The 21,619-nt window shown below is 41.1% G+C and carries 20 protein-coding genes and 3 tRNA genes; 20 read left to right on the forward strand and 3 right to left on the reverse strand.

What is annotated here, in order from left to right; all coding sequences use genetic code 11:
* Positions 1-63: 63 nt before the first annotated feature.
* On the reverse strand, positions 64-1,122 hold the full coding sequence (rsgA, locus tag CBE70_RS13685) for a small ribosomal subunit biogenesis GTPase RsgA (protein WP_100159774.1): 1,059 nt from the start codon (positions 1,120-1,122) through the stop codon (positions 64-66).
* A 115-nt stretch (positions 1,123-1,237) separates the two neighbouring features.
* Between rsgA and orn the strand changes: the two genes are divergently transcribed.
* From orn to CBE70_RS13705, 4 genes are all read left to right on the forward strand, one after another.
* Positions 1,238-1,783 carry an oligoribonuclease gene (gene orn, locus CBE70_RS13690; protein WP_100159775.1) on the forward strand — a complete coding sequence of 182 codons (546 nt, stop codon included), beginning with the start codon at positions 1,238-1,240 and terminating at the stop codon, positions 1,781-1,783.
* Between the two features lie 166 nt (positions 1,784-1,949).
* A tRNA-Gly gene (locus CBE70_RS13695) sits at positions 1,950-2,025 on the forward strand.
* A 36-nt stretch (positions 2,026-2,061) separates the two neighbouring features.
* A tRNA-Gly gene (locus CBE70_RS13700) sits at positions 2,062-2,137 on the forward strand.
* 35 nt (positions 2,138-2,172) lie between these two features.
* Positions 2,173-2,248 (forward strand) — tRNA-Gly (locus CBE70_RS13705).
* Between the two features lie 718 nt (positions 2,249-2,966).
* On the opposite strand, the gene queG is transcribed toward CBE70_RS13705, so the two are convergent.
* A complete protein-coding gene (queG, locus tag CBE70_RS13710; protein ID WP_100159776.1) occupies positions 2,967-4,121 on the reverse strand; it encodes a tRNA epoxyqueuosine(34) reductase QueG in 1,155 nt (384 codons plus the stop codon).
* Between the two features lie 224 nt (positions 4,122-4,345).
* Here queG and tsaE point away from each other — a divergent pair, with 224 nt between their 5' ends.
* The 16 genes from tsaE to rplI all read left to right on the forward strand — a co-directional run bounded on the left by tsaE (position 4,346) and on the right by rplI (position 20,871).
* Complete coding sequence (gene tsaE / locus CBE70_RS13715) at positions 4,346-4,813, forward strand: tRNA (adenosine(37)-N6)-threonylcarbamoyltransferase complex ATPase subunit type 1 TsaE (RefSeq protein WP_100159802.1); 468 nt, start codon at positions 4,346-4,348, stop codon at positions 4,811-4,813.
* Positions 4,814-4,826: 13 nt separating this feature from the next.
* Complete coding sequence (locus CBE70_RS13720) at positions 4,827-6,170, forward strand: N-acetylmuramoyl-L-alanine amidase (RefSeq protein ID WP_100159777.1); 1,344 nt, start codon at positions 4,827-4,829, stop codon at positions 6,168-6,170.
* Positions 6,171-6,193: 23 nt separating this feature from the next.
* On the forward strand, positions 6,194-8,206 hold the full coding sequence (gene mutL, locus CBE70_RS13725; protein ID WP_100159778.1) for a DNA mismatch repair endonuclease MutL: 2,013 nt from the start codon (positions 6,194-6,196) through the stop codon (positions 8,204-8,206).
* A complete protein-coding gene (gene miaA / locus CBE70_RS13730; protein ID WP_100159779.1) occupies positions 8,175-9,116 on the forward strand; it encodes a tRNA (adenosine(37)-N6)-dimethylallyltransferase MiaA in 942 nt (313 codons plus the stop codon). Before mutL ends, miaA begins: the two co-directional genes overlap by 32 nt.
* Before the next feature lie 109 nt (positions 9,117-9,225).
* Complete coding sequence (gene hfq / locus CBE70_RS13735; protein ID WP_075672788.1) at positions 9,226-9,513, forward strand: RNA chaperone Hfq; 288 nt, start codon at positions 9,226-9,228, stop codon at positions 9,511-9,513.
* 95 nt (positions 9,514-9,608) lie between these two features.
* Positions 9,609-10,892, forward strand: a complete 1,284-nt coding sequence (gene hflX / locus CBE70_RS13740) for a ribosome rescue GTPase HflX (protein ID WP_088495974.1) — start codon at positions 9,609-9,611, stop codon at positions 10,890-10,892.
* A gap of 92 nt (positions 10,893-10,984) precedes the next feature.
* Entirely contained in the window at positions 10,985-12,259 is a 1,275-nt protein-coding gene (gene hflK, locus CBE70_RS13745) for an FtsH protease activity modulator HflK (RefSeq protein ID WP_099076370.1), read from the forward strand.
* Between the two features lie 2 nt (positions 12,260-12,261).
* Complete coding sequence (gene hflC, locus CBE70_RS13750) at positions 12,262-13,266, forward strand: protease modulator HflC (protein ID WP_075672791.1); 1,005 nt, start codon at positions 12,262-12,264, stop codon at positions 13,264-13,266.
* A gap of 456 nt (positions 13,267-13,722) precedes the next feature.
* Positions 13,723-15,021, forward strand: a complete 1,299-nt coding sequence (locus tag CBE70_RS13755) for an adenylosuccinate synthase (protein WP_100159780.1) — start codon at positions 13,723-13,725, stop codon at positions 15,019-15,021.
* Between the two features lie 428 nt (positions 15,022-15,449).
* Positions 15,450-15,878 carry a nitric oxide-sensing transcriptional repressor NsrR gene (gene nsrR / locus CBE70_RS13760; protein WP_100159781.1) on the forward strand — a complete coding sequence of 143 codons (429 nt, stop codon included), beginning with the start codon at positions 15,450-15,452 and terminating at the stop codon, positions 15,876-15,878.
* Positions 15,879-15,917: 39 nt separating this feature from the next.
* Positions 15,918-18,410 (forward strand): ribonuclease R, encoded by a 2,493-nt coding sequence (gene rnr, locus CBE70_RS13765; protein WP_100159782.1) that lies wholly within the window; start codon positions 15,918-15,920, stop codon positions 18,408-18,410.
* Positions 18,411-18,513: 103 nt separating this feature from the next.
* Positions 18,514-19,245 (forward strand): 23S rRNA (guanosine(2251)-2'-O)-methyltransferase RlmB, encoded by a 732-nt coding sequence (gene rlmB, locus CBE70_RS13770; RefSeq protein WP_198585722.1) that lies wholly within the window; start codon positions 18,514-18,516, stop codon positions 19,243-19,245.
* 176 nt (positions 19,246-19,421) lie between these two features.
* Positions 19,422-19,820, forward strand: coding sequence for a 30S ribosomal protein S6 (rpsF, locus tag CBE70_RS13775; protein ID WP_023583607.1), 399 nt, complete (start codon positions 19,422-19,424; stop codon positions 19,818-19,820).
* Between the two features lie 8 nt (positions 19,821-19,828).
* Positions 19,829-20,149 carry a primosomal replication protein N gene (gene priB, locus CBE70_RS13780; RefSeq protein WP_036939458.1) on the forward strand — a complete coding sequence of 107 codons (321 nt, stop codon included), beginning with the start codon at positions 19,829-19,831 and terminating at the stop codon, positions 20,147-20,149.
* Positions 20,150-20,153: 4 nt separating this feature from the next.
* Entirely contained in the window at positions 20,154-20,381 is a 228-nt protein-coding gene (gene rpsR / locus CBE70_RS13785; protein WP_000135199.1) for a 30S ribosomal protein S18, read from the forward strand.
* Between the two features lie 40 nt (positions 20,382-20,421).
* A complete protein-coding gene (gene rplI / locus CBE70_RS13790; RefSeq protein ID WP_023583606.1) occupies positions 20,422-20,871 on the forward strand; it encodes a 50S ribosomal protein L9 in 450 nt (149 codons plus the stop codon).
* 82 nt (positions 20,872-20,953) lie between these two features.
* Here the strand turns inward: rplI and CBE70_RS13795 are convergent, their stop codons facing one another.
* Positions 20,954-21,598 carry a LysM-like peptidoglycan-binding domain-containing protein gene (locus CBE70_RS13795; protein ID WP_232797398.1) on the reverse strand — a complete coding sequence of 215 codons (645 nt, stop codon included), beginning with the start codon at positions 21,596-21,598 and terminating at the stop codon, positions 20,954-20,956.
* Positions 21,599-21,619: the final 21 nt, after the last annotated feature.

Genomic DNA, 21,619 nt, shown 5'->3' on the forward strand with positions numbered 1-21,619 from the left:
TAAAAAATAGACAAAAGGAGTCTATTGTACCCACCCTTAATAGGGTTGTCAGTGAATCAATTGTTAAGTGTCTAAATTAATATTCTTACGAACCTTCACCTGACTCATACTTTCTAAAATACGATGGTAATTTTCAAAGCGTGTTTCTGCTATCTCACCGTTATTTACGGCTTCACTAATTAAGCAACCAGGATCATCTAAGTGTTTGCAATCACGGAACTTACAGCCACCCAGATAAGGTCTAAATTCAATAAACCCTTTTGTCACTTGTTCTGGCGTTAAATGCCATAAGCCAAATTCACGCACACCCGGCGAGTCAATGACATCTCCTCCTTGTGGGAAATGGTAAAGGCGTGATGCGGTAGTGGTATGCTGACCTAAACCTGAGTTATCAGAAACCTGATTAACCAGAATACTCTCTTCCATTGGAGGCAATAACGTATTGAGTAAGCTTGATTTTCCGACACCAGATTGCCCTGCAAAAATGGAGATACGGCCAATCAATTCTTGTGTTAACGCATCAAGACCTTCTTTGGTATAGCTAGAGACTTCAAGAACACGATAGCCAATATCTTTATAAGTTTGCATCCATTCACTGACAGTCTTACGGCTTTCTTCGTCTAACATATCGATTTTATTGAGCACAATTAGAGGCTCAACGTTTAAAGTTTCACATGCTACAAGGTAACGGTCGATAATATTTAAAGAGAGTTCAGGCAAAATAGCCGAAACGATAATAATTTGATCAATATTAGCAGCAATGGGCTTAATACCATCATAATAGTCAGGACGAGTAAGTACTGAAGTTCGTTCGTGTACAGCTTCTACAATACCATTTACGCGAACATTTTCTTGTGTTTGTAGCGCAGGACGCCAAACAACTTTATCACCCGTTACCAGTGATGAAATTGTGCGTCGAATATTGCATCGTGTAATAGTGCCGTCAGCCGCTTCGATATCTGCATGTTGACCAAAACGGCTGATCACTAGGCCTTCGGTCGTTTCGCCCAATTGCGTATCGTCTAATTCAACGTGGTTTTTTTTCTCTTTGCTCTGCAAACGCTTTTTATGATTTTCTTGTACTCGGCGTTGCTGGCCTTTAGATAATTTACGTTTTGTCACCGATCCTCACTTGTATTATTCGGTTAGATGTTCTTCTGTCGTGCTTATTGAGTAAACGCGCTATGATAAACGCTAAAATATCATGTCTCACACTTAGAAACAGCTAGGATATATTATGTCAAAAAGCGAGAACAATCTGATCTGGATAGATCTGGAAATGACAGGTCTTGATCCTGAATGTGACCGTATCATCGAAATTGCCACTATCGTGACAGATCCTCAACTTAATATTTTAGCCGAAGGCCCTGTAATTGCAGTACATCAATCTGATGAACAATTAAGTTTAATGGATGAATGGAATACACGTACCCATACAGGTAGTGGTTTAGTTGAACGTGTAAAAGCCAGTTTATATGATGATAATTCAGCACAAAAAGCGACAATTGAATTCCTAGAAAAATGGGTACCAAAAGGCGTATCACCTATCTGTGGTAATAGTGTGGGGCAAGATAGACGTTTTCTATACCGTTATATGCCAGAGCTAGAGCAATATTTTCACTACCGTTATCTTGATGTGAGCACATTAAAAGAGTTAGCACGTCGCTGGAAACCTGAAATTTTAGAGGGTTTTGAGAAAAAGAATACTCATCAGGCATTGGATGATATTCGTGAATCCATTGCGGAGCTTGCTTATTATCGTAAAACCTTTATTAAAGAGTAAAAAGCGTGCACTCATGATTGATATTGCATCATTGTGATGATTTTATCGGCATGTAATCAAAAAAACGTATTTTTTTGTTGATAAGGGCTTGCGGTTAAGCATTTTTCTCGTATAATGCGCTTCCCGTACCGATGAAGAATTTTGTTTGTACGGGTGTAAGAAAGACGCGGGAATAGCTCAGTTGGTAGAGCACAACCTTGCCAAGGTTGGGGTCGCGAGTTCGAGTCTCGTTTCCCGCTCCAATCTTTCTTAGACAGCTATTAGTAATGTTATGCGACGCGGGAATAGCTCAGTTGGTAGAGCACAACCTTGCCAAGGTTGGGGTCGCGAGTTCGAGTCTCGTTTCCCGCTCCAAATCTTTTACTAGTCATTGTCAAAACTTACCAAATGCGGGAATAGCTCAGTTGGTAGAGCACAACCTTGCCAAGGTTGGGGTCGCGAGTTCGAGTCTCGTTTCCCGCTCCAAGTTTTTCTCTTCTTGTTTTATCCAATCTCATTTATTAATCCCCATAAAGAAAATTTAAATTTTTTCTCTCGCTTTTTTTAATATCGACTACACTGTTTTAAGGTGCAGGTTAGGGAATTTTACTTAATACTCGCAAAGAGAGTGTGTAGGATTATTGTTCAAAAAAGAAAATGTCATTACTACATGTAAGATCAAGCTATTTTTTTGTGATCTATCTTTGATCTTTACTTGCATTTCTATTTTGACAGCACTAGAATGTGCGCCTTTCCTCATTTAGAGGGGAAACTAGAGGCAAGATCATTTTTTAGGTTTTAGGCCTTTATTCTGTTAAACATGCATTGAATAGTATTTTAGAAAAAGAAAAGGGTTTCTCAGGCTTTTCTTTAAAAAAACGTGATATATATTCTACTATTCTTAAAATCTTCCCAAATCTATTTATCCACAGTGAGATGCTAATAACCACCGCATCTAAGCACTATTTATTTTTTTACTGCACAGAGTTATCCACAAGCACGTATCATTAAGTGATAAGGATATTATTCTCTTCAATAAATTGATTGGATTTTATATCTAATTGATAACTAAGTTTATTTTAATTTTTTAAATTTTGAGTCTTAGTTCGCTTGAATTTTTTTTTCATGTTGATAGGCAAGGGATTTTTATTTTATTCACAGAGGAAATTAATGGTTACTCGTAATGCGTTTATCCTGTTAAAAATTAAGCGTCACGAGGTAAGCCTTTAGTTATCGCCCTTACTAAGCGTTTTTGTTGTGAAGTCTGTATTTTTACTTCTTTTTCATTTCTCTTCGCTGTCTGCTGTGCAATCGCCCAGTTTAAATGTTCATCTAAAACATCACTCAATCCAAAGCGTTCTTGCAAGGCAAGTATAATTTTATCTTGATAAGGTGCATTTCCTAACGCCACGCTAATATTTCTAAGCCAACGTAAATAACCAATACGACGGATCGGTGAACCTTCAGTGATACGCAGAAATTTATCTTCATTCCATTGAAAGAGATCGAGTAATTCTGGGGTATGAAGCGCTCTTCTTGGTGAGAAATCTTCTTCGTCAGTCAGTGATGAAAAACGATTCCAAGGACAGATAAGCTGGCAATCATCACAACCATAAATACGATTACCCATCAGAGGGCGAAATTCTTCAGGAATAGCACCATCAAGTTCAATAGTAAGATAAGAAATACAGCGACGAGCATCAATAGTATAAGGTTCAACAATGGCACCTGTCGGACAGGTTGTCATACAGGCGACACATTTACCGCATTGTTCTTCAACTGGGCTATCCGTAGGTAATGGCAAATCAATCAGTAGTTCACCAAGGAAAAACCAAGAACCTGCTTGATTGTTAATAACAAGTGAGTGTTTACCAACCCAGCCAAGTCCTGCTTTAACGGCTAATGGACGCTCCATGATCGGTGCTGAATCAACGAAAGGACGAAAGTTGACTATCCCTTGATATTCAAATTGTTGGCAATATTGTGAAATTTTTTCGCCGAGTTTTTTAAGACGCTGTCTTAAGACTTTGTGATAATCCCGACCAAGCGCATAACGGCTGATATAGCCTTGTTCTGGATTATTTAAGGTTCGTGCAAAAGCTGCATCCGTAGGGAGATAATTCATTCTGACACTGATAACGCGTAATGTACCCGGAACCAGTTCATGAGGTCTGGCTCGTGTCATTCCATACTTTTCCATCCATGCCATTTCACCATGATATTGCTTATCTAACCATGCTTGTAGGCGAGGTTCTTCAAGTGATAAGTCAGTATCACATATCCCTGTTTGTTGAAAACCTAGCTCAGAACCCCATAATTTAATGTTTTGAGCGAGAAGATTAAGATCGAGTGATGACATGAATAAACCGAATCAGTAGGTAAGAGGTGAGTCCTAAGAGCGCGCAGTGTATCATAGTGAGGCAGTAGGAAAAATCCTCGCAATAAATAGATTTATGGTATGGTTATTTGATAGTGATTTCGATAACTATTTGCCTTAAGAAAACATATAAAGCTTAGTATTTGATGTTCTCCAACGATCTCTCTTTATTAAGCCGTTATAACTTAACAATAGATTATATAAATATGAAAGAATGGGTTGTTACATTAGAAGATGAAGCAGCAACAGTTGAACTGGGGCGTACTGTTGCAACGGCGGCGGATCATAGCGGATTGATCATTTATTTATATGGCGATCTTGGTGCTGGAAAAACAACCTTTAGCCGAGGCTTTTTACAAGCGCTTGGTCATCAAGGGCATGTTAAAAGCCCAACATACACATTAGTTGAGCCTTATATGCTTTCGCCAAATCCTGTTTATCATTTTGATCTTTATCGTTTAGCTTCTGCTGAAGAGCTGGAATTTATGGGAATACGCGACTATTTTGAGCAAGACGCGTTATGCCTTATTGAGTGGCCATCGCAAGGCGAAGGCTTTTTACCTAACGCTGATTTAGAACTTCATTTAAGCTACGAAGATGAAGGTCGAAAAGCGCGTTTTGTTGCCCTTTCACAAAGAGGGAATACTGTTTTATCCCGTATTCAGTCTGCATAAAGGAATATTGATTATGTCGAGTCTCATCACCATTGTGAGTCAAAGTCAGCGCTATGTTGTTGCCTTTCTGTTGGTTGTTTTGTCGTTATTTTTTGTGCAAATAGCACAAGCCGCTACTGTGACAGAAGTAAAAGCAGAAAACGGTATTTCAGCAACAACCCTCACATTCACTTTTAGTGATGGGAAGCCTAGTTATCGATATTACTCATTAAAAAATCCTGACCGTTTGGTGATGGATTTTAAACAAAGCACAAAAATTACGGGATTACCGGCAACATTAGGCAATGGGCAGTTAGTCCATAAAATTCGCTCAACGCAATCAAAAGATAGCCAATATCAAAGTATGGTCGTTGAGCTTGCTCAGCCTGTTGTGGTGACTGAAAGTTTGATGAATGTAAGTGGTGGTTATAAGTTAGTGCTTACTATCAAGGCTATGAGTGGTCGACAAAATAGCAATGCTCAGTCCACAGTAAGTGTTGTTGCGTTATCACCGATTGCAACAGCAACTACATCAAATTCAAGTGCAAATACTAATTCAAATACAACTAGGGAAATGGCGCCTTTAATAACGAAGCCGACAACCGAGGTTACGCCTGTTGTTCCTATTGTAAAACCACGGACTACACCTTCAAAACCACAAGCAGGCTCTCGCCAAATTATTATTGCGATAGATGCGGGTCATGGTGGGCAAGATCCGGGAGCGATTGGTCAGAAAGGTAATCGTGAAAAAGACGTGACGTTAAGTGTGGCAAGAAAGCTAGAAGCCCGTTTACGTAATGATCCTATGTTTAAACCTGTTCTAACACGTAGTGGTGATTATTTTATTTCAGTTGCAGGGCGTTCTGAAGTTGCCCGTAAGCAAAGTGCAAATATGTTAGTGTCTATTCATGCAGACTCAGCACCAAATCGTAGTGCAAGAGGCGCTTCTGTATGGGTGCTTTCTAATCGTCGTGCAAACAGTGAATTAGGTAAGTGGCTTGAACAAAGCGAGAAACAATCTGAATTACTCGGTGGGGCTGGTGACGCATTAGATGGTGCTGATCCTTATTTAAGTCAAACAGTACTCGATTTGCAGTTTGGTAATTCACAGCGAGTGGGTTATGACGTTGCTGTTGCTGTATTGTCTGAACTAAGAAAAGTGGGTTCATTACATAAGAAAACACCAGAGCATGCGAGCTTAGGTGTTTTACGTTCACCTGATATCCCTTCAATTCTAGTTGAAACAGGCTTTATCAGCCATGCATCAGAAGAGCAGTTACTGATTTCTGATGCTTATCAAGAGAAACTTGCGGCATCTATTCATGCGGGTTTAAGAAATTATTTTCTGGCTCACCCTTTACAAAACGCGCCTAATTGATTGAGTAGAATGGAATAAAGGTAATGGCGATAAATTTATTACCTCCTCAGCTTGCAAACCAAATTGCCGCAGGGGAAGTTGTTGAAAGACCGGCCTCTGTTGTTAAAGAGTTGCTGGAAAATAGTTTAGACGCAGGCGCGACCTCAATTGATATTGATATCGATAAAGGTGGTGCCAAGCTAATTCGCATTCGTGATAATGGATGCGGTATCAATCGTGATGATTTGAAGTTAGCACTTGCTCGCCATGCAACTAGCAAAATATCAAGTCTTGACGATCTCGAAGCCATAATGAGTATGGGCTTTCGTGGAGAAGCATTAGCGAGTATTAGCTCAGTTTCCCGTTTAACGCTGACATCGCGTACTCAGGATCAAGAAGAAGCATGGCAAGCCTACGCTGAAGGCAGAGATATGGCTGTGACGGTTAAGCCTGCGGCTCATCCTGTGGGCAGTACGGTTGAAGTTCTTGATCTGTTTTATAACACGCCAGCAAGACGGAAATTTTTACGTACTGAAAAAACAGAGTTTGCACATATTGATGAAGTGGTACGCCGTATTGCTTTATCGCGATTTGATGTCTCCATTAATCTTACTCATAACGGTAAACGTGTTCGGCAATACCGTGCAGTGAAAGATGAAAGTCAGCAAAATCGCCGTTTGAGTGCGATTTGTGGTAATAATTTTGTCAATCAATCAATGCAGCTATCGTGGGAACATGGTGATTTAGCAATAAAAGGTTGGGTAGAGCATCCTTTATCACCTGTGCAAAGTAGTGAAATTCAGTATTGTTATGTGAATGGACGAATGATGCGTGATAGGCTGATAAATCATGCTATTCGCCAAGCTTACGAAGGATATTTGCAAGGAGAGCAACAACCTTCTTACATCTTGTATTTAAGCGTTGATCCTCACCAAGTTGATGTTAACGTCCATCCTGCTAAACATGAAGTTCGCTTCCATGAATCTCGTTTGGTTCATGATTTTATCTATCAAGGTGTGCTGAGTGTTTTACGACAAGCAACGCAAGAGCCTTTATCACCGACTTCTGATAACGAAGAAGAACACGAAATAGCGTTAAACTTTCCTGAAAATCGTCAAGTTGCAGGTGAAAACGTATTTTCTCAGCCTTATCAAGCACCAGTAGCTCAAACTCCGAAAAATACATCATCATCACACCAATACAGTGAACGAGAGCACAGCAATAACTCACCTCAAAAGTACGCCTCTCAATTTGGAGATCGTCGTCAGTTTGGTGAGAGCTATCAACGGACACAAGGTGCGCTTTATCAAAAAATGATGCAAGAAAGTGTATCTACATCAAAAGATAAAGAGAAAATACCACTATTTCCTGACCGTGCCCCATTGAATTTAAGGGAAATCGTTCATACAACTAATAATATTGAAGAAGATACTATTTCGGTGATGCCTCGTTCCGTCAATGCGAAAGAGGGACAAACTGATTATACTTTTGGGCGAGTATTGGCAATTTATCAGCACAAATATGCGTTAATAGAATCTCCACAAGGTCTTGGGCTGTTATCATTGGAAGAAGCCGATTTTCTGTTAAAATGTGCGCAATTACTGCCTAAAGATGAAACATTGAAGCCGCAACCTTTGCTAGTGCCTTTAAAGGTGGCATTGAGTAAAGAGGAGATTAGCGTATTCAATCAGTTTCAATCGCTGATCAGTCATTTCGGGATCGTTATCGAAATTTCTCACGGTAAAGCAACAATACATGCTGTGTCGTTACCTTTGCGCCAGCAAAATTTACCCGCGTTACTGACAGCATTATTAGCCTATTTGTCAGCAGAGCAATCTTGTACCGAGCAACAACTTGGACAGTGGTTTGCAAAACAATTAGGTGCAGAGCAAGCACAGTGGTCGCAAGCTCAAGCAGTAGGATTATTGGCTGATATTGAAAGACTTTGTCCGCAATATGTCAGACAGCCAGCAAAAAACTTATTACAATTAATAGAATTACAACCGGTGGTAGCGGCATTAAATAATGAGCGAAGTAAACACGCAAATAAAACCTAAAGCAATTTTCCTAATGGGACCTACAGCGTCAGGTAAAACGGCATTAGCAATTTCACTAAGACAAAAGCTGCCTGTAGATATTATTAGTGTGGATTCTGCGCTTATCTATCGTGGTATGGATATTGGTACTGCAAAGCCAGATGCGACAGAGCAATCGCTTGCGCCACATCGATTAATTGATATTCTAGACCCCGCATTACCCTATTCCGCAGCCGATTTTCGACGTGATGCATTAAATGCCATGGAAGAAATTACCGCAGCTGGGCGAATTCCACTATTAGTGGGCGGGACTATGCTATATTTTAAAGCGTTACTTGAAGGTCTATCGCCTTTACCCAGTGCAAATCCTGATGTTCGTGCTGAAATAGAGAAAAAAGCAGCAGAGCAAGGGTGGGAGGCAATACATAAAGAGTTAGCATTAGTTGATCCCGTTGCAGCACAACGGATCCATCCTAATGATCCTCAACGGCTTTCTCGTGCACTAGAAGTTTACCTGATTTCAGGTAAAACAATGACAGAATTGACAAAAATATCAGGCGAGTCTTTGCCCTATGATGTTTATCAATTTGCGATTGCTCCGAAAGATAGAAATGTTCTTCATCAACGCATTGAAGCCCGTTTTAAACAGATGTTAACGTGTGGATTTGAAGATGAAGTAAAATCATTATATAAACGGGGTGATCTGCATGAAGATCTACCTTCTGTACGTTGTGTCGGTTATCGCCAGATGTGGTCATATTTATCAGGCGAAATAGATTATGATGAGATGGTTTATCGAGGGATCTGTGCTACCCGGCAATTAGCGAAGCGACAAATCACCTGGTTAAGGGGTTGGAATGACATTCACTGGCTTGATAGTGAAGATCCAAAACAATCTCTTGACACTGTTTTGCAGGTAGTTAGTGCATAGATGGTAGGTTTGTGTAAAATTGATAGTTGCCAAAGCGCAATTTTTGAGTAGTTCATTTTTCGAACCAATTGGGTTCTAATATAAAACAACAAAATAAGGAAAACATAGAATGGCTAAGGGGCAATCTTTGCAAGATCCTTTCCTGAACGCATTACGTCGTGAAAGGGTTCCCGTTTCTATCTATTTGGTAAACGGCATTAAATTGCAGGGTCAGATCGAATCTTTTGACCAATTTGTTATTTTGCTGAAAAACACAGTAAGTCAGATGGTATACAAACATGCTATCTCTACCGTGGTACCTTCGCGTCCTGTTTCTCATCATAGCAACACAGGCACGAACCAAACTGGTACAGGCTACAATGGTGGCGCTGCTCAGCAGGATGATGTTGCAGAGTAATAATTCAATATTATTCTTGATATAAGAAAAACATAGGTAGGGAGACTTTACCTATGTTTTTTTCCTGTTTTTATAAAGTCCAAGAGGTTTCGCCTTTGTTTGATCGTTATGAAGGTGGCGAATTAGCCGTTTTAGTGCACGTCTTCTTTTCTCAAGAAAAGAACGTTGATGATTTGCAAGAATTTGAATCTTTGGTGACATCTGCGGGTGTTAAACCAGTTCAGATTATTACAGGAAATCGTAAAGCACCTCATCCTAAATATTATGTGGGTGAAGGTAAGGCAGAAGAAATTGCCGAGGCTGTAAAAGCAAGTGGTGCGGATGTTGTTTTATTTAATCATGCACTGACACCTGCACAAGAACGAAATCTGGAAAGACTTTGTGAATGCCGAGTGGTTGATCGCACGGGAGTTATCCTTGATATCTTTGCTCAAAGAGCAAGAACCCATGAAGGAAAGCTACAGGTAGAGCTCGCCCAGTTACGTCACTTATCAACCCGTTTAGTCAGAGGGTGGACTCACCTTGAAAGACAAAAAGGGGGGATCGGGTTACGAGGACCAGGCGAAACTCAGCTAGAAACGGACCGCCGCTTACTCCGAGGTAAAATTAGTCAAATTCTAATGCGATTGGGTAGGGTTGAGCGTCAGCGTGAACAAGGACGGCAAGCGCGGAGTAAAGCTGATATTCCAACATTATCCCTTGTTGGTTACACGAATGCAGGGAAATCGAGTTTATTTAATCATATTACCTGTTCTGATGTGTATGCAGCAGATCAGCTCTTTGCAACATTAGATCCGACACTAAGACGTATTCAAGTTGATGATGTGGGAACCGTTGTATTAGCCGATACTGTTGGATTTATTCGACATTTACCTCACGATCTTGTTGCTGCTTTTAAAGCTACTTTACAAGAAACACGAGAAGCGACCTTACTTCTTCATGTTATTGATGCAGCAGATAGTCGTTTTGAGGAAAATATTCATGCAGTTGAAAGTGTATTAGAAGAGATTGATGCTCAAGAAATACCAACACTGCATGTTATGAACAAAATTGATCTTCTTGAAGACTTCACTCCAAGAATTGATCGAAATGAAGAAAACTTACCCGTTAGGGTTTGGGTTTCTGCACAAACAGGCGAAGGTATTCCTCTGTTATATCAGGCGTTGACAGAACGTCTTTCAGGTGAGATCGCACACTTTGAATTACGTTTACCGCCAGAAAATACAGGGCGCTTACGTAGTCGTTTTTATCAATTACAGTCAATAGAACGTGAATGGATTGAAAAAGACGGTAAAGTTGGGCTAATCATACGTATGCCTATGGTAGACTGGCGCCGCCTTTGCAAGCAGGAACCAAATTTATTGGATTACGTGGTCTGATATTCGGCCATAATAATGAACATTAACTGAGAGCTGGCGACGAAATCGGCTCTTAAGCCTGATAAATCTAATCATAATAATGGAGCTAGAACATGGCGTGGAATCAGCCCGGTAACAACGGACAAGACCGCGACCCGTGGGGTAACCGAAACAGCGGCAATAATAATGGCGATGGCAACGGTAACTCTAACGGCAATCAAGGAGGTCGGAATCGCGGAGCATCAGATCTCGATGATATGTTCCGTAAACTAAGTGAAAAGCTTGGTGGTTTCGGCGGTAAAAAAGGTGGAAACTCCTCTTCTGGGCAAAATGGCGGTCCTCGTAGCAATGCTGGAAATCTTTTGATTTCTCTGGCATTAGGTGCGGTAGTCGTGGTTTGGGCTGCAAGTGGTTTTTATACCATCAAAGAGGCAGAACAAGGCGTAGTGACTCGTTTTGGTAAATTTTACCAAATCGTTGAACCTGGTCTGAACTGGAAACCGACTTTCATTGATGAAGTTCAGCCTGTTAACGTAAAAACTATTCGTGATTTAACCACGGGTGGCATGATGTTAACGTCAGATGAAAACATGGTTCAAGTTGAGATAAACGTGCAGTATGTTGTCTCCGATCCAGAAACATTCCTGTTTAACCTGACAACACCAATTAACAGCTTAGGTCAGGCAACTGACAGCGCAGTACGTGGCGTTATTGGTCGTTCAGAAATGGAAAAAATTCTGACTTCTAACCGTTCAGAAATTCGTGACCAAACACGTCAAGAATTAGAAGAGACTATCCGTCCTTATAACATGGGGATCTCGATTGTGGACGTCAACTTCCAAGTTGCGCGCCCACCAGAAGCGGTAAAAGCGGCATTCGATGATGTAATCGCTGCGCGTGAAGAAGAGCAAAAAACAATTCGTCAAGCTGAAGCTTATAAAAATGAGGTGTTACCGTTAGCAAAAGGTAACGCACAACGTATGATTGAAGAAGCGACTGCTTATAAAACCAGTGTGGTGATGAAAGCAGAAGGTGAGGTGGCAAGCTTTGCTAAAATCTTACCTGAATATCGTGCTGCTCCTGAAATTACTCGCGAGCGTCTTTACATTGAAACGATGGAAAAAGTGCTATCAAAAACACGTAAAGTTATCGCTAATGATAAAGGTAACAGCATGTTAGTGCTGCCTTTAGAGCAAATGTTACGTCAGCAATCTCAATCTGCACCATCAAATACGTTTGAGGCGCCAGCTCGTGTAACGGCACCTGCTCCAACTGCAAATCCAGCACCGGCACAAAAACCAGCAACAACGACTTATGGTAATGGTGGATATGGTAGTAATAATGGCGGTTATGGTCAGCCTTACGGCAATAATCAAGGAGGACAATAATCATGCGTAAAGTTATCGCTGTTGTTGCAGTTATTATTTTAGCGTTGTTGTACTCTTCTGTATTTGTCGTTCAACAGTATGAGCGTGGTATTATTTTACGCTTTGCGAAAGTTGTACGTGATGCTGAAAATAAACCTGTTGTTTATGAACCAGGTCTTCACTTTAAAATTCCATTTATTGAGAATGTGAAAAAACTGGATGCGCGTATTCAAACTATGAATATCCAGCAAGACCGTTTCTTATCAGGCGAGAATAAAGACTTATTAGTCGATTCTTATCTGAAATGGCGTATCAGTGATTTCAGCACCTACTATCTGGCAACTGGTGGTGGTAATACAACGCAAGCGGAAACATTACTGCGTCGTAAATTCAGTGACCGCTTACGTTCTGAGATTGGTCGTATGAGCGTAAACCAAATTATTACGGATTCTCGTGGTCGTTTAACCATTGATGTTCGTAATGCACTGAATGAAGGTACACCTTCACGCGATTCAAGTGCTGCTGATGATGCTATTGCCATTGCTGCGAAGAAAGTAGCTGAAGAAACCAAAGGTCAAGCGCCTGCTATCAATATGAACAGCATGGCGGCATTAGGTATTGAAGTGATTGATGTTCGAATTAAGCAAATCAACCTACCGATGGAAGTTTCTGAAGCGATTTATCAGCGTATGCGTGCAGAGCGTGAAGCGGTTGCTCGTCGTCACCGTTCACAAGGTCAAGAGCAAGCTGTGAAAATTCGCGCAGCGGCGGATAAGACAGTAACAGAAACATTAGCTGAATCTGAGCGTGAATCATTACGTCTTCGCGGTGAAGGTGATGCCCAAGCGACTAAACTGTTTGCTGATGCATTCAACCAAGATCCAGACTTCTATGCCTTCATTCGTAGCTTACGTGCTTATGAGAAGAGCTTTAACCAAGATGGTAATGACGTCATGGTGTTAAGCCCAGATAGCGATTTCTTACGTTATATGAAAGCACCAACAAAAGCGCGAGCGATTGAAGAGTAATTTCTAAACGCATTAAACCGTTTGAGTAAATAATAAAATCCCTCACTTAAAAAAGTGGGGGATTTTTTTTGATATCAATAAGATAAAGCGAGCAATCAGGCTAAGAAATAAATAATTGTGCATAAAAAGATGAAAATTTACGCTTAATGGTTTCCAAAATGGTTTTAGCTGGGATAGTATAAAGTGAAAATTGCATTTCAAGATAAACCTTCGGCAATCCCGAAGCGTCTTCTTCGCCATTTTCACTTTTATGTCACTCTGCTTCCTGTTTTTGCGATCAAAACTGTTGATAAAATTCACAATACGTTTGTGATGCGGATTTTTCGGGCAAAAATATTGACAATGGCAAGATAATCTATTGCTTAAAAGCGGGGATGACATAATTAGATAAAATCTACTGTAACTCTTGAATTGAGATGGTAGAATCCTTTTTTAAGCAACCGAGTGTATTTTGAAATGAGTAATAACGTTGTCGTATTGGGCACCCAGTGGGGTGACGAAGGCAAAGGCAAGATAGTCGATTTGCTGACAGAACGCGCTAAATATGTTGTTCGCTACCAAGGTGGCCATAACGCAGGTCACACTCTAGTCATCGACGGTGAAAAAACCGTTCTTCATTTGATCCCATCAGGCATTCTCCGTGAAAATGTTGTTAGCATCATAGCAAACGGTGTCGTTTTATCACCGGAAGCACTGATGAAGGAAATGACCCAACTTGAAGATCGTGGCATTCCTGTTCGCTCTCGTTTACTTCTGTCTGAAGCTTGCCCATTAATCCTTCCTTATCACATCGCATTAGACAATGCGCGTGAAAAAGCACGTGGTGAAAAAGCTATCGGTACAACAGGCCGTGGTATCGGACCGGCTTACGAAGATAAAGTCGCTCGTCGCGGTTTACGTGTTGGCGATCTGTTTGATAAAAAAGCGTTTGCACAAAAACTCAGAGAAATCATCGAATACCATAACTTCCAACTGGTGAATTACTATAAAGTTGAACCTGTTGATTACCAAAAAACCTTAGACGATATCATGGCAATCGCTGATATTCTGACCGGTATGGTTGTTGATGTTTCTGACTTACTGTACAAAGCAACACAAAACGGTGAGTTAGTGATGTTTGAAGGTGCACAAGGTACTTTATTAGACATCGACCACGGTACTTATCCGTATGTCACCTCTTCAAACACAACCGCAGGTGGTGTGGCAACAGGTTCAGGTTTAGGTCCTCGCTATGTTGGTTACGTATTAGGGATCATCAAAGCTTACTCTACTCGTGTAGGTGCAGGTCCATTCCCAACTGAATTGTTTGATGAAGTGGGTGACTTCTTACGTGAGAAAGGCCAAGAATTTGGTGCAACCACGGGCCGTAGCCGTCGTACTGGCTGGTTAGATATCATTGCTATTCGTCGTGCCGTTCAAATCAACTCACTGTCTGGCTTCTGCATGACTAAACTTGATGTGTTAGATGGTCTGAAAGAAGTGAAACTGTGTGTAGGTTATCGCTTACCAAACGGTGAAGTGATTGATACAACACCTTTAGCTGCTGATGATTGGGAAGGTATTGAGCCTATCTATGAATCAATGCCAGGTTGGAACGAAAGCACTTTCGGCGTGAAAGATCATGCTCAACTGCCACAAGCAGCACTGAACTACATCAAGCGTGTAGAAGAGTTAACAGGCGTTCCTGTTGATATCGTTTCTACTGGCCCAGACCGTTCAGAAACCATCATTCTCCGTCATCCATTTGATGCATAATCCGCATTAAATTGGTTTGATGTGAAAATCGTCCCTGAAAATGACAGGGGCGATTTTTTCGTATCTGTTTGTTGGTTAAATTGAGATAAAAAACGCGTTACACACTTAAGATAAGACAGCTTTACACTCGGTTTTGCTTCTGTTTTATCTGTAATGCGTAAAAAAACAGTAAGACAATGTTATTGTTGTAATACTAGAAAGAGAAAAGCGATCTGTTGAAAATCGACAGTATCGCTTTTTCTTTGCCTGTGATATCGCTATTATTTTGTTGATAGTCAAGTGAGAGACGGAAATAACTCACTTTTGAGCATATCTTTGCTAAATGTCCAAAAATTAAACATAATATTGCTTAATAAAATGATATTCTCATTAATAATTACTTATCCCTTAACGAATTTCATAGGGGAAAACACTTTTCAGAGGTCATTGTGCAATTAACCAGTTTTACAGATTATGGATTGCGAGCATTGATATATATGGCTTCACTGCCAGAAGGTAAAATGACGAGTATCACTGAAGTGACACAAGTCTATGGTGTTTCGCGTAACCATATGGTGAAAATTATTAATCAACTTAGCCATTTAGGTTTTGTTGAGGCTATTCGCGGTAAAAATGGAGGGATCCGTTTAGGCAAGCCTGCAACAGATATCATTGTGGGTGAGGTTGTTCGTGCTTTAGAGCCACTTTCATTAGTAAACTGTAGTGCTGAGTTTTGCCACATTACCCCAGCTTGTCGACTGAAACTGGTGTTAAATCAGGCAATTGAGCAGTTTTTGAAAGAGTTAGACCGTCACACACTCACAGAGCTAGTTGAGAATAATAGCTCTTTATATAAATTGTTATTAGAAGATGTTTGAGTCTACTATTTCATCAAATCTGATAGCTTGGAGGTCATAATGTCAAAAGATCCTTTTCAGGATAGAGAAGCAGAAAAATACGCCTCTCCAATTGCTAGTCGCGAATATATTTTAGAAGAAATGAAAAAACGCACGGCACCCATGAGCCGTGAAGATTTAGCGCAGGCGTTAAAAATTTCAGGTGAAGAAGACTTAGAAGCGTTACGTCGCCGTTTAAGAGCGATGGAGCGTGATGGTCAATTAGTTTTTACCCGTCGCCAGTGCTATGCATTACCTGAACGTCTTGATTTATGGAAAGGCAAGGTAATCGGTCACCGTGACGGTTATGGTTTTTTACGAGCAGAAGGTCAAAAAGATGATCTTTACCTGTCTCAAGATGAAATGAAAAAAACCATGCACGGCGATGTCATTCTTGCTCAACCATTGGGAATGGATAGAAAAGGTCGTCGTGAAGGCCGTGTGGTTCGAGTTATTGAACCACGAAATAACCAAATTGTAGGTCGCTATTTTATTGAATCAGGTATGGGATTTGTAGTACCTGATGATAGCCGTTTAAGCTTTGATATTCTGATCCCTAAAGAAGATATCATGGGCGCACGAATGGGAAATGTGGTTGTTGTTGAAATTACAACAAGACCCACTCGCCGCACTCAAGCCGTAGGCCGTATTGTCGAGATTTTAGGTGAAACCATGGGAACGGGTATTGCGGTGGAAATCGCATTACGTACTCATGAAATTCCTTATACATGGCCTGCAAAAGTCACAAAAGAAGTGGCTGATTTAAAAGAAGAAGTGCCTGAATCTGCTAAAGAAGGGCGTGTTGATTTACGTGGCTTACCTTTAATTACTATTGACGGTGAAGATGCGCGAGACTTTGATGACGCGGTTTATTGTCAACGTAAAAAAGGCGGTGGCTGGCGTTTATGGGTTGCAATTGCGGATGTGAGTTATTATGTACGCCCACAAACAGCATTAGATACAGAAGCACGTAGCCGAGGAAACTCTGTTTATTTCCCTTCTCAAGTCGTGCCGATGTTGCCTGAAGTCTTGTCTAATGGATTGTGTTCATTAAACCCGCAAGTTGACCGTTTATGTATGGTTTGCGAGATGACGGTTTCTGAACAAGGACGCCTCTCTTCTTATAAATTCTATGAAGCCGTGATGAGTTCTCATGCTCGAATGACTTACACCAAAGTGTGGAAAATTATTCAAGGTGATGAAGAGTTGCGCGAGCACTATAAGCCTATCGTGCAAGATATTGAACATCTATACGAACTGTATCAAGTGCTAGATAAAGCGCGTGAGCAACGTGGTGCAATTGGCTTTGAATCAGAAGAAGCGAAGTTTATCTTTAATGCAGAACGTCGTATTGAGCGTATTGAGCCAGTTATTCGTAATGATGCACACAAATTGATTGAAGAGTGCATGATCCTTGCTAATATCGCAGCCGCTCGCTTTGTTGAGAAAAACGAAGAACCTGCACTTTATCGTATTCATGATAAACCCAAAGAAGATAGCGTTCTGAATCTACGCTCTGTCTTTAATGAATTAGGTTTAACGTTGCCAGGCGGCTTAACGCCAGAGCCAGCAGATTATGCGCGTGTCATGAAAGAGGTTGAAGACAGACCTGATCGTGAAATGCTACAAACCATGATTTTGCGCTCAATGAAACAGGCAATTTACGATCCTGAAAATCGCGGGCACTTTGGTTTAGCATTAAAATCTTATGCGCATTTTACCTCACCAATTCGTCGTTATCCTGATTTAGCTCTGCATCGTGCAATAAAATATCAGATTGCGAAGGCAGAAGGTCACGGTTCACAGCGCTGGACACCAACTGGTGGCTACCATAGTGATATGGATACCATGTTGCAATTAGGTGAGCACTGCTCTTTAACCGAGCGCCGTGCCGATGAAGCAACGCGAGATGTCGCTGATTGGCTGAAATGTGACTTTATGCTGGATCAAATTGGTCAACAATTTACCGGTATTATCACCAGCGTAACGGGCTTTGGTTTCTTTGTTCGCTTAAACGATCTGTTTATCGATGGTTTGGTGCATGTTTCCACATTAAATAATGATTATTATCAGTATGATAATGTTGGTCAGCGCTTAATTGGTGAGTCTTCAGGGCAAGTTTATCGCCTTGGTGATGAAGTTGAAGTGAAAGTTGAAGCAGTGAGTATGGATGAACGTACTATCGACTTCTCTTTAATATCAACAACACGTACCGCGCGTAATCCGGGTAAAACTGCCCGTGTTCGTGGTCTAAAAGGTGAAAAAGACAAGAAAAATGCAAGTTCTAGCAAATCTCGTCGTCGTGATGCAAGCAAAGATAAAAACTTTGAGCCAGATAGCGCCTTCAAAAAAGGCAAATCATCAGGTCGAGGTAATGCGAGCAAAGACAAAGCCGTAAAAGACCAAGTTGCGAAAGATAAAGCAAGTAGCAAACGTAAGAAAGCATCATCACAAACTAAAAAGATAGAGGCAAAACTGAAAGCTAAACGCGCAGCCAAACGCGATAACGCATAAAGTTTCGTTCTTCTGGTTCTTTTTTTAAAAGGCGGAGACTCCGCCTTTTATCTGTTTTGTGCCTTTTATTTTTTAATGAGTAAGCACCGCTATGAGCGAAGAAATTATTTATGGTATTCACGCAGTAACCGCATTACTTGAGCGTGATCCTGCACGTTTTAAAGAAGTTTATGTATTAAAAGGGCGAGAAGATCGCCGTTTAACACCTGTTATTCATGAATTAGAAGCTCAAGGCATTCTGGTTCAAGTGGCTAATCGCCAATGGTTAGATAGCCAAACAGATGGTGCTGTTCACCAAGGTATTATTGCTAAAGTAAAACCAGGTCGTCAGTATCAAGAGCAAGATTTACCGGACTTGTTAGCTAAAGTTGGTACACCTTTCTTATTAGTGCTAGATGGTGTTACTGATCCCCATAATTTAGGGGCTTGTTTACGTAGTGCAGATGCAGCGGGTGTGCATGCTGTTATTGTTCCGAAAGATCGTTCTGCACAATTAAATGCAACGGCCAAAAAAGTGGCTTGTGGTGCAGCAGAAAGTGTCCCTTTAATTAAAGTGACTAACCTTGCTCGTACATTACGTTTTCTGCAAGAAGAGAACGTCTGGATTGTCGGCACAGCAGGTGAAGCAGACCACACGTTATATCAAAGCAAACTCACAGGCCCAATGGCATTAGTGATGGGTGCAGAAGGTGAAGGTATGCGTCGTTTAACTCGCGAGCATTGTGATGAGCTAATTAGTATCCCAATGGCGGGTACGGTGTCTTCACTCAACGTTTCTGTGGCAACCGGTGTTTGCTTATTTGAAGCGATGCGTCAGCGCATTATTGTGAAATAATTGCGTGAAATAATCGCTGAATTTATTTTATTCTCTATACTCCCTTGAGTTTTATTGACCGCGGGGGTATAGTTACGCGTCAATTTTTTCAGTCACAACTTAAACAAGTTCCTTGCCTCCATGGGTGGTGACTGACCCTGACAGGAGGCTGATAAATCCGTAAGGAGCAATATCAAATGCGTCATTACGAAATCGTTTTTATGGTTCATCCTGACCAGAGCGAACAAGTTCCGGGCATGATCGAGCGTTATAAAACCGCTATCACTAATGCAAATGGTCAGATCCACCGTCTAGAAGACTGGGGTCGTCGTCAATTAGCTTATCCAATCAACAAACTGCACAAAGCACACTACGTTCTGATGAACGTTGAAGCTCCGCAGGAAGTGATTGATGAACTGGAAACTACTTTCCGTTTCAACGATGCCGTTCTCCGCAACATGATCATGCGTACTAAACACGCAGTAACTGAAGCTTCTCCAATGGTTAAAGCAAAAGACGAACGCCGTCGTGATATCGCTGATGACCTCGATGATGAAGATGAAGTTGATGATGTAGCAGAGGATTCTGAAGAGTAATTAGTGCTGTGACGGCTAATAATCATTTGGTGCTAACAGGCACAGTGTGCAAAGCATTAATTCGAAAAGTTAGCCCCGCTGGGATCCCGCACTGTCAATTTGTTATTGAACATCGTTCAATGCAAGAAGAGGCGGGATTAAAAAGACAATCATGGTGCCGAATGCCCATTATTGCTAGCGGGAAAGCGTTACAAGCAGTTACTCACAGTATAACGGTCGGCAGCCAAATCACCGTTTCTGGATTCATTAGCAGCCATCAGGCGCGAAATGGATTATTTAAATTGGTGCTTCATGCCGAGCAGATTGAATTGATAGATTCTGGAGACTAGCCATATGGCACGTTATTTCCGTCGTCGTAAGTTCTGCCGTTTCACAGCAGAAGGCGTACAAGAGATCGATTATAAAGATATCGCTACGCTGAAAAACTATATCACTGAAAGTGGTAAAATTGTACCAAGTCGTATCACCGGTACTCGTGCAAAATACCAGCGTCAGCTGGCTCGTGCTATCAAGCGCGCACGCTACCTGTCTTTATTACCTTATACTGATCGTCATCAGTAATAGGTATATAGTCCATTAATGACTTGTAGAGGATAAGGTAATGCAAATTATTCTGCTTGATAAAGTAGCGAATCTGGGTAGCCTGGGTGATCAGGTTAACGTAAAATCGGGCTATGCTCGTAACTATTTAATCCCACAGGGTAAAGCTGTTTCTGCGACTAAGAAAAACATCGAGTTTTTCGAAGCGCGTCGCGCTGAGTTAGAAGCTAAATTAGCTGAAACTTTAGCAGCAGCTGAAGCTCGTGCAGCGAAGATCAATGCACTGGGTTCTGTCACTATCAGCTCTAAAGCGGGTGACGAAGGTAAACTGTTTGGTTCAATCGGTACTCGTGACATCGCTGATGCAGTAACTGCAGCTGGCGTTGAAATGTGTAAGAGCGAAGTTCGCCTGCCAAATGGCGTTCTGCGTACTACTGGTGACCACGAAGTTCACTTCCAAGTTCACAGTGATGTATTCGCTGAACTGAATGTTATCATCGTTGCTGAATAATCTCTGATTAAACAGTTAATGTTGATAAAGAAAAACGCCAGCTTAGCTGGCGTTTTTTTTGGATAAATAAATACTGTTCTTACTATGGTGTACGGTAATAACTTCCATCACTCAAACGAGTGTAAGTGATAACAGTACCGGCGCTATTTGTCACTTCTAGCATACTGACATCACCTTGTGGATTACGCTGTAAACGAATAGTTTGCCCTGAGCGTAATTGGCTTAATGATTTTTGTTGGTCTTCCGATTTCGCCATAGAAAATGCATCATTGACAGGAAGTTGATTGTCTCTAAAAAGTTGCGCTAAGGTTTGTCCCTCTTTAATGGTATAAGTTTGCCATGTTTGCGCTGGTGTTGATGGAGTATTTTGTAGCGGTGTCGTTTGAGCAATATTTCCCTCAGGATCACTTGTCGTTGAGTTATCTATTGATGGAGATACCTCAGATCCAGCATTTAAGCTATTTTGTGCTTGAGGGATCGATGTTTGATACGCCGGATCATTGGTAGATGCTATTGGCACAGGAAGATCATGCGTTGATGATGATGGTTGAGGTGGCTCACTAGTGTTTTCACTTGTCGGCCAAAAAAATACGACCAATAAAGCAATCGCAATAACCAGTATTGCTCGACGATGTAAGCCAGGGAATTTGCCCATATTCACCTCATTATTGATCTGTGAATCAGTATTATGAATTGCTGTAACATCTTTTTTATTCCTTGTAGCCATACTAGCACGAACCATGATCCT

Origin of the sequence: Proteus columbae (assembly GCF_002777965.1) — a bacterium.
Classification (GTDB): domain Bacteria; phylum Pseudomonadota; class Gammaproteobacteria; order Enterobacterales; family Enterobacteriaceae; genus Proteus; species Proteus columbae.

Bases quoted from the DNA above. Each gene is read 5' to 3' on its own strand.
- orn (WP_100159775.1), top strand. From the start codon at position 1,238: ATGTCAAAAAGCGAGAACAATCTGATCTGGATAGATCTGGAAATGACA.
- queG (WP_100159776.1), bottom strand. From the start codon at position 4,121: ATGTCATCACTCGATCTTAATCTTCTCGCTCAAAACATTAAATTATGG.
- tsaE (WP_100159802.1), top strand. From the start codon at position 4,346: ATGAAAGAATGGGTTGTTACATTAGAAGATGAAGCAGCAACAGTTGAA.
- CBE70_RS13720 (WP_100159777.1), top strand. From the start codon at position 4,827: ATGTCGAGTCTCATCACCATTGTGAGTCAAAGTCAGCGCTATGTTGTT.
- mutL (WP_100159778.1), top strand. From the start codon at position 6,194: ATGGCGATAAATTTATTACCTCCTCAGCTTGCAAACCAAATTGCCGCA.
- miaA (WP_100159779.1), top strand. From the start codon at position 8,175: ATGAGCGAAGTAAACACGCAAATAAAACCTAAAGCAATTTTCCTAATG.
- hfq (WP_075672788.1), top strand. From the start codon at position 9,226: ATGGCTAAGGGGCAATCTTTGCAAGATCCTTTCCTGAACGCATTACGT.
- hflK (WP_099076370.1), top strand. From the start codon at position 10,985: ATGGCGTGGAATCAGCCCGGTAACAACGGACAAGACCGCGACCCGTGG.
- hflC (WP_075672791.1), top strand. From the start codon at position 12,262: ATGCGTAAAGTTATCGCTGTTGTTGCAGTTATTATTTTAGCGTTGTTG.
- CBE70_RS13755 (WP_100159780.1), top strand. From the start codon at position 13,723: ATGAGTAATAACGTTGTCGTATTGGGCACCCAGTGGGGTGACGAAGGC.
- rnr (WP_100159782.1), top strand. From the start codon at position 15,918: ATGTCAAAAGATCCTTTTCAGGATAGAGAAGCAGAAAAATACGCCTCT.
- rpsF (WP_023583607.1), top strand. From the start codon at position 19,422: ATGCGTCATTACGAAATCGTTTTTATGGTTCATCCTGACCAGAGCGAA.
- rpsR (WP_000135199.1), top strand. From the start codon at position 20,154: ATGGCACGTTATTTCCGTCGTCGTAAGTTCTGCCGTTTCACAGCAGAA.
- rplI (WP_023583606.1), top strand. From the start codon at position 20,422: ATGCAAATTATTCTGCTTGATAAAGTAGCGAATCTGGGTAGCCTGGGT.
- CBE70_RS13795 (WP_232797398.1), bottom strand. From the start codon at position 21,598: ATGGCTACAAGGAATAAAAAAGATGTTACAGCAATTCATAATACTGAT.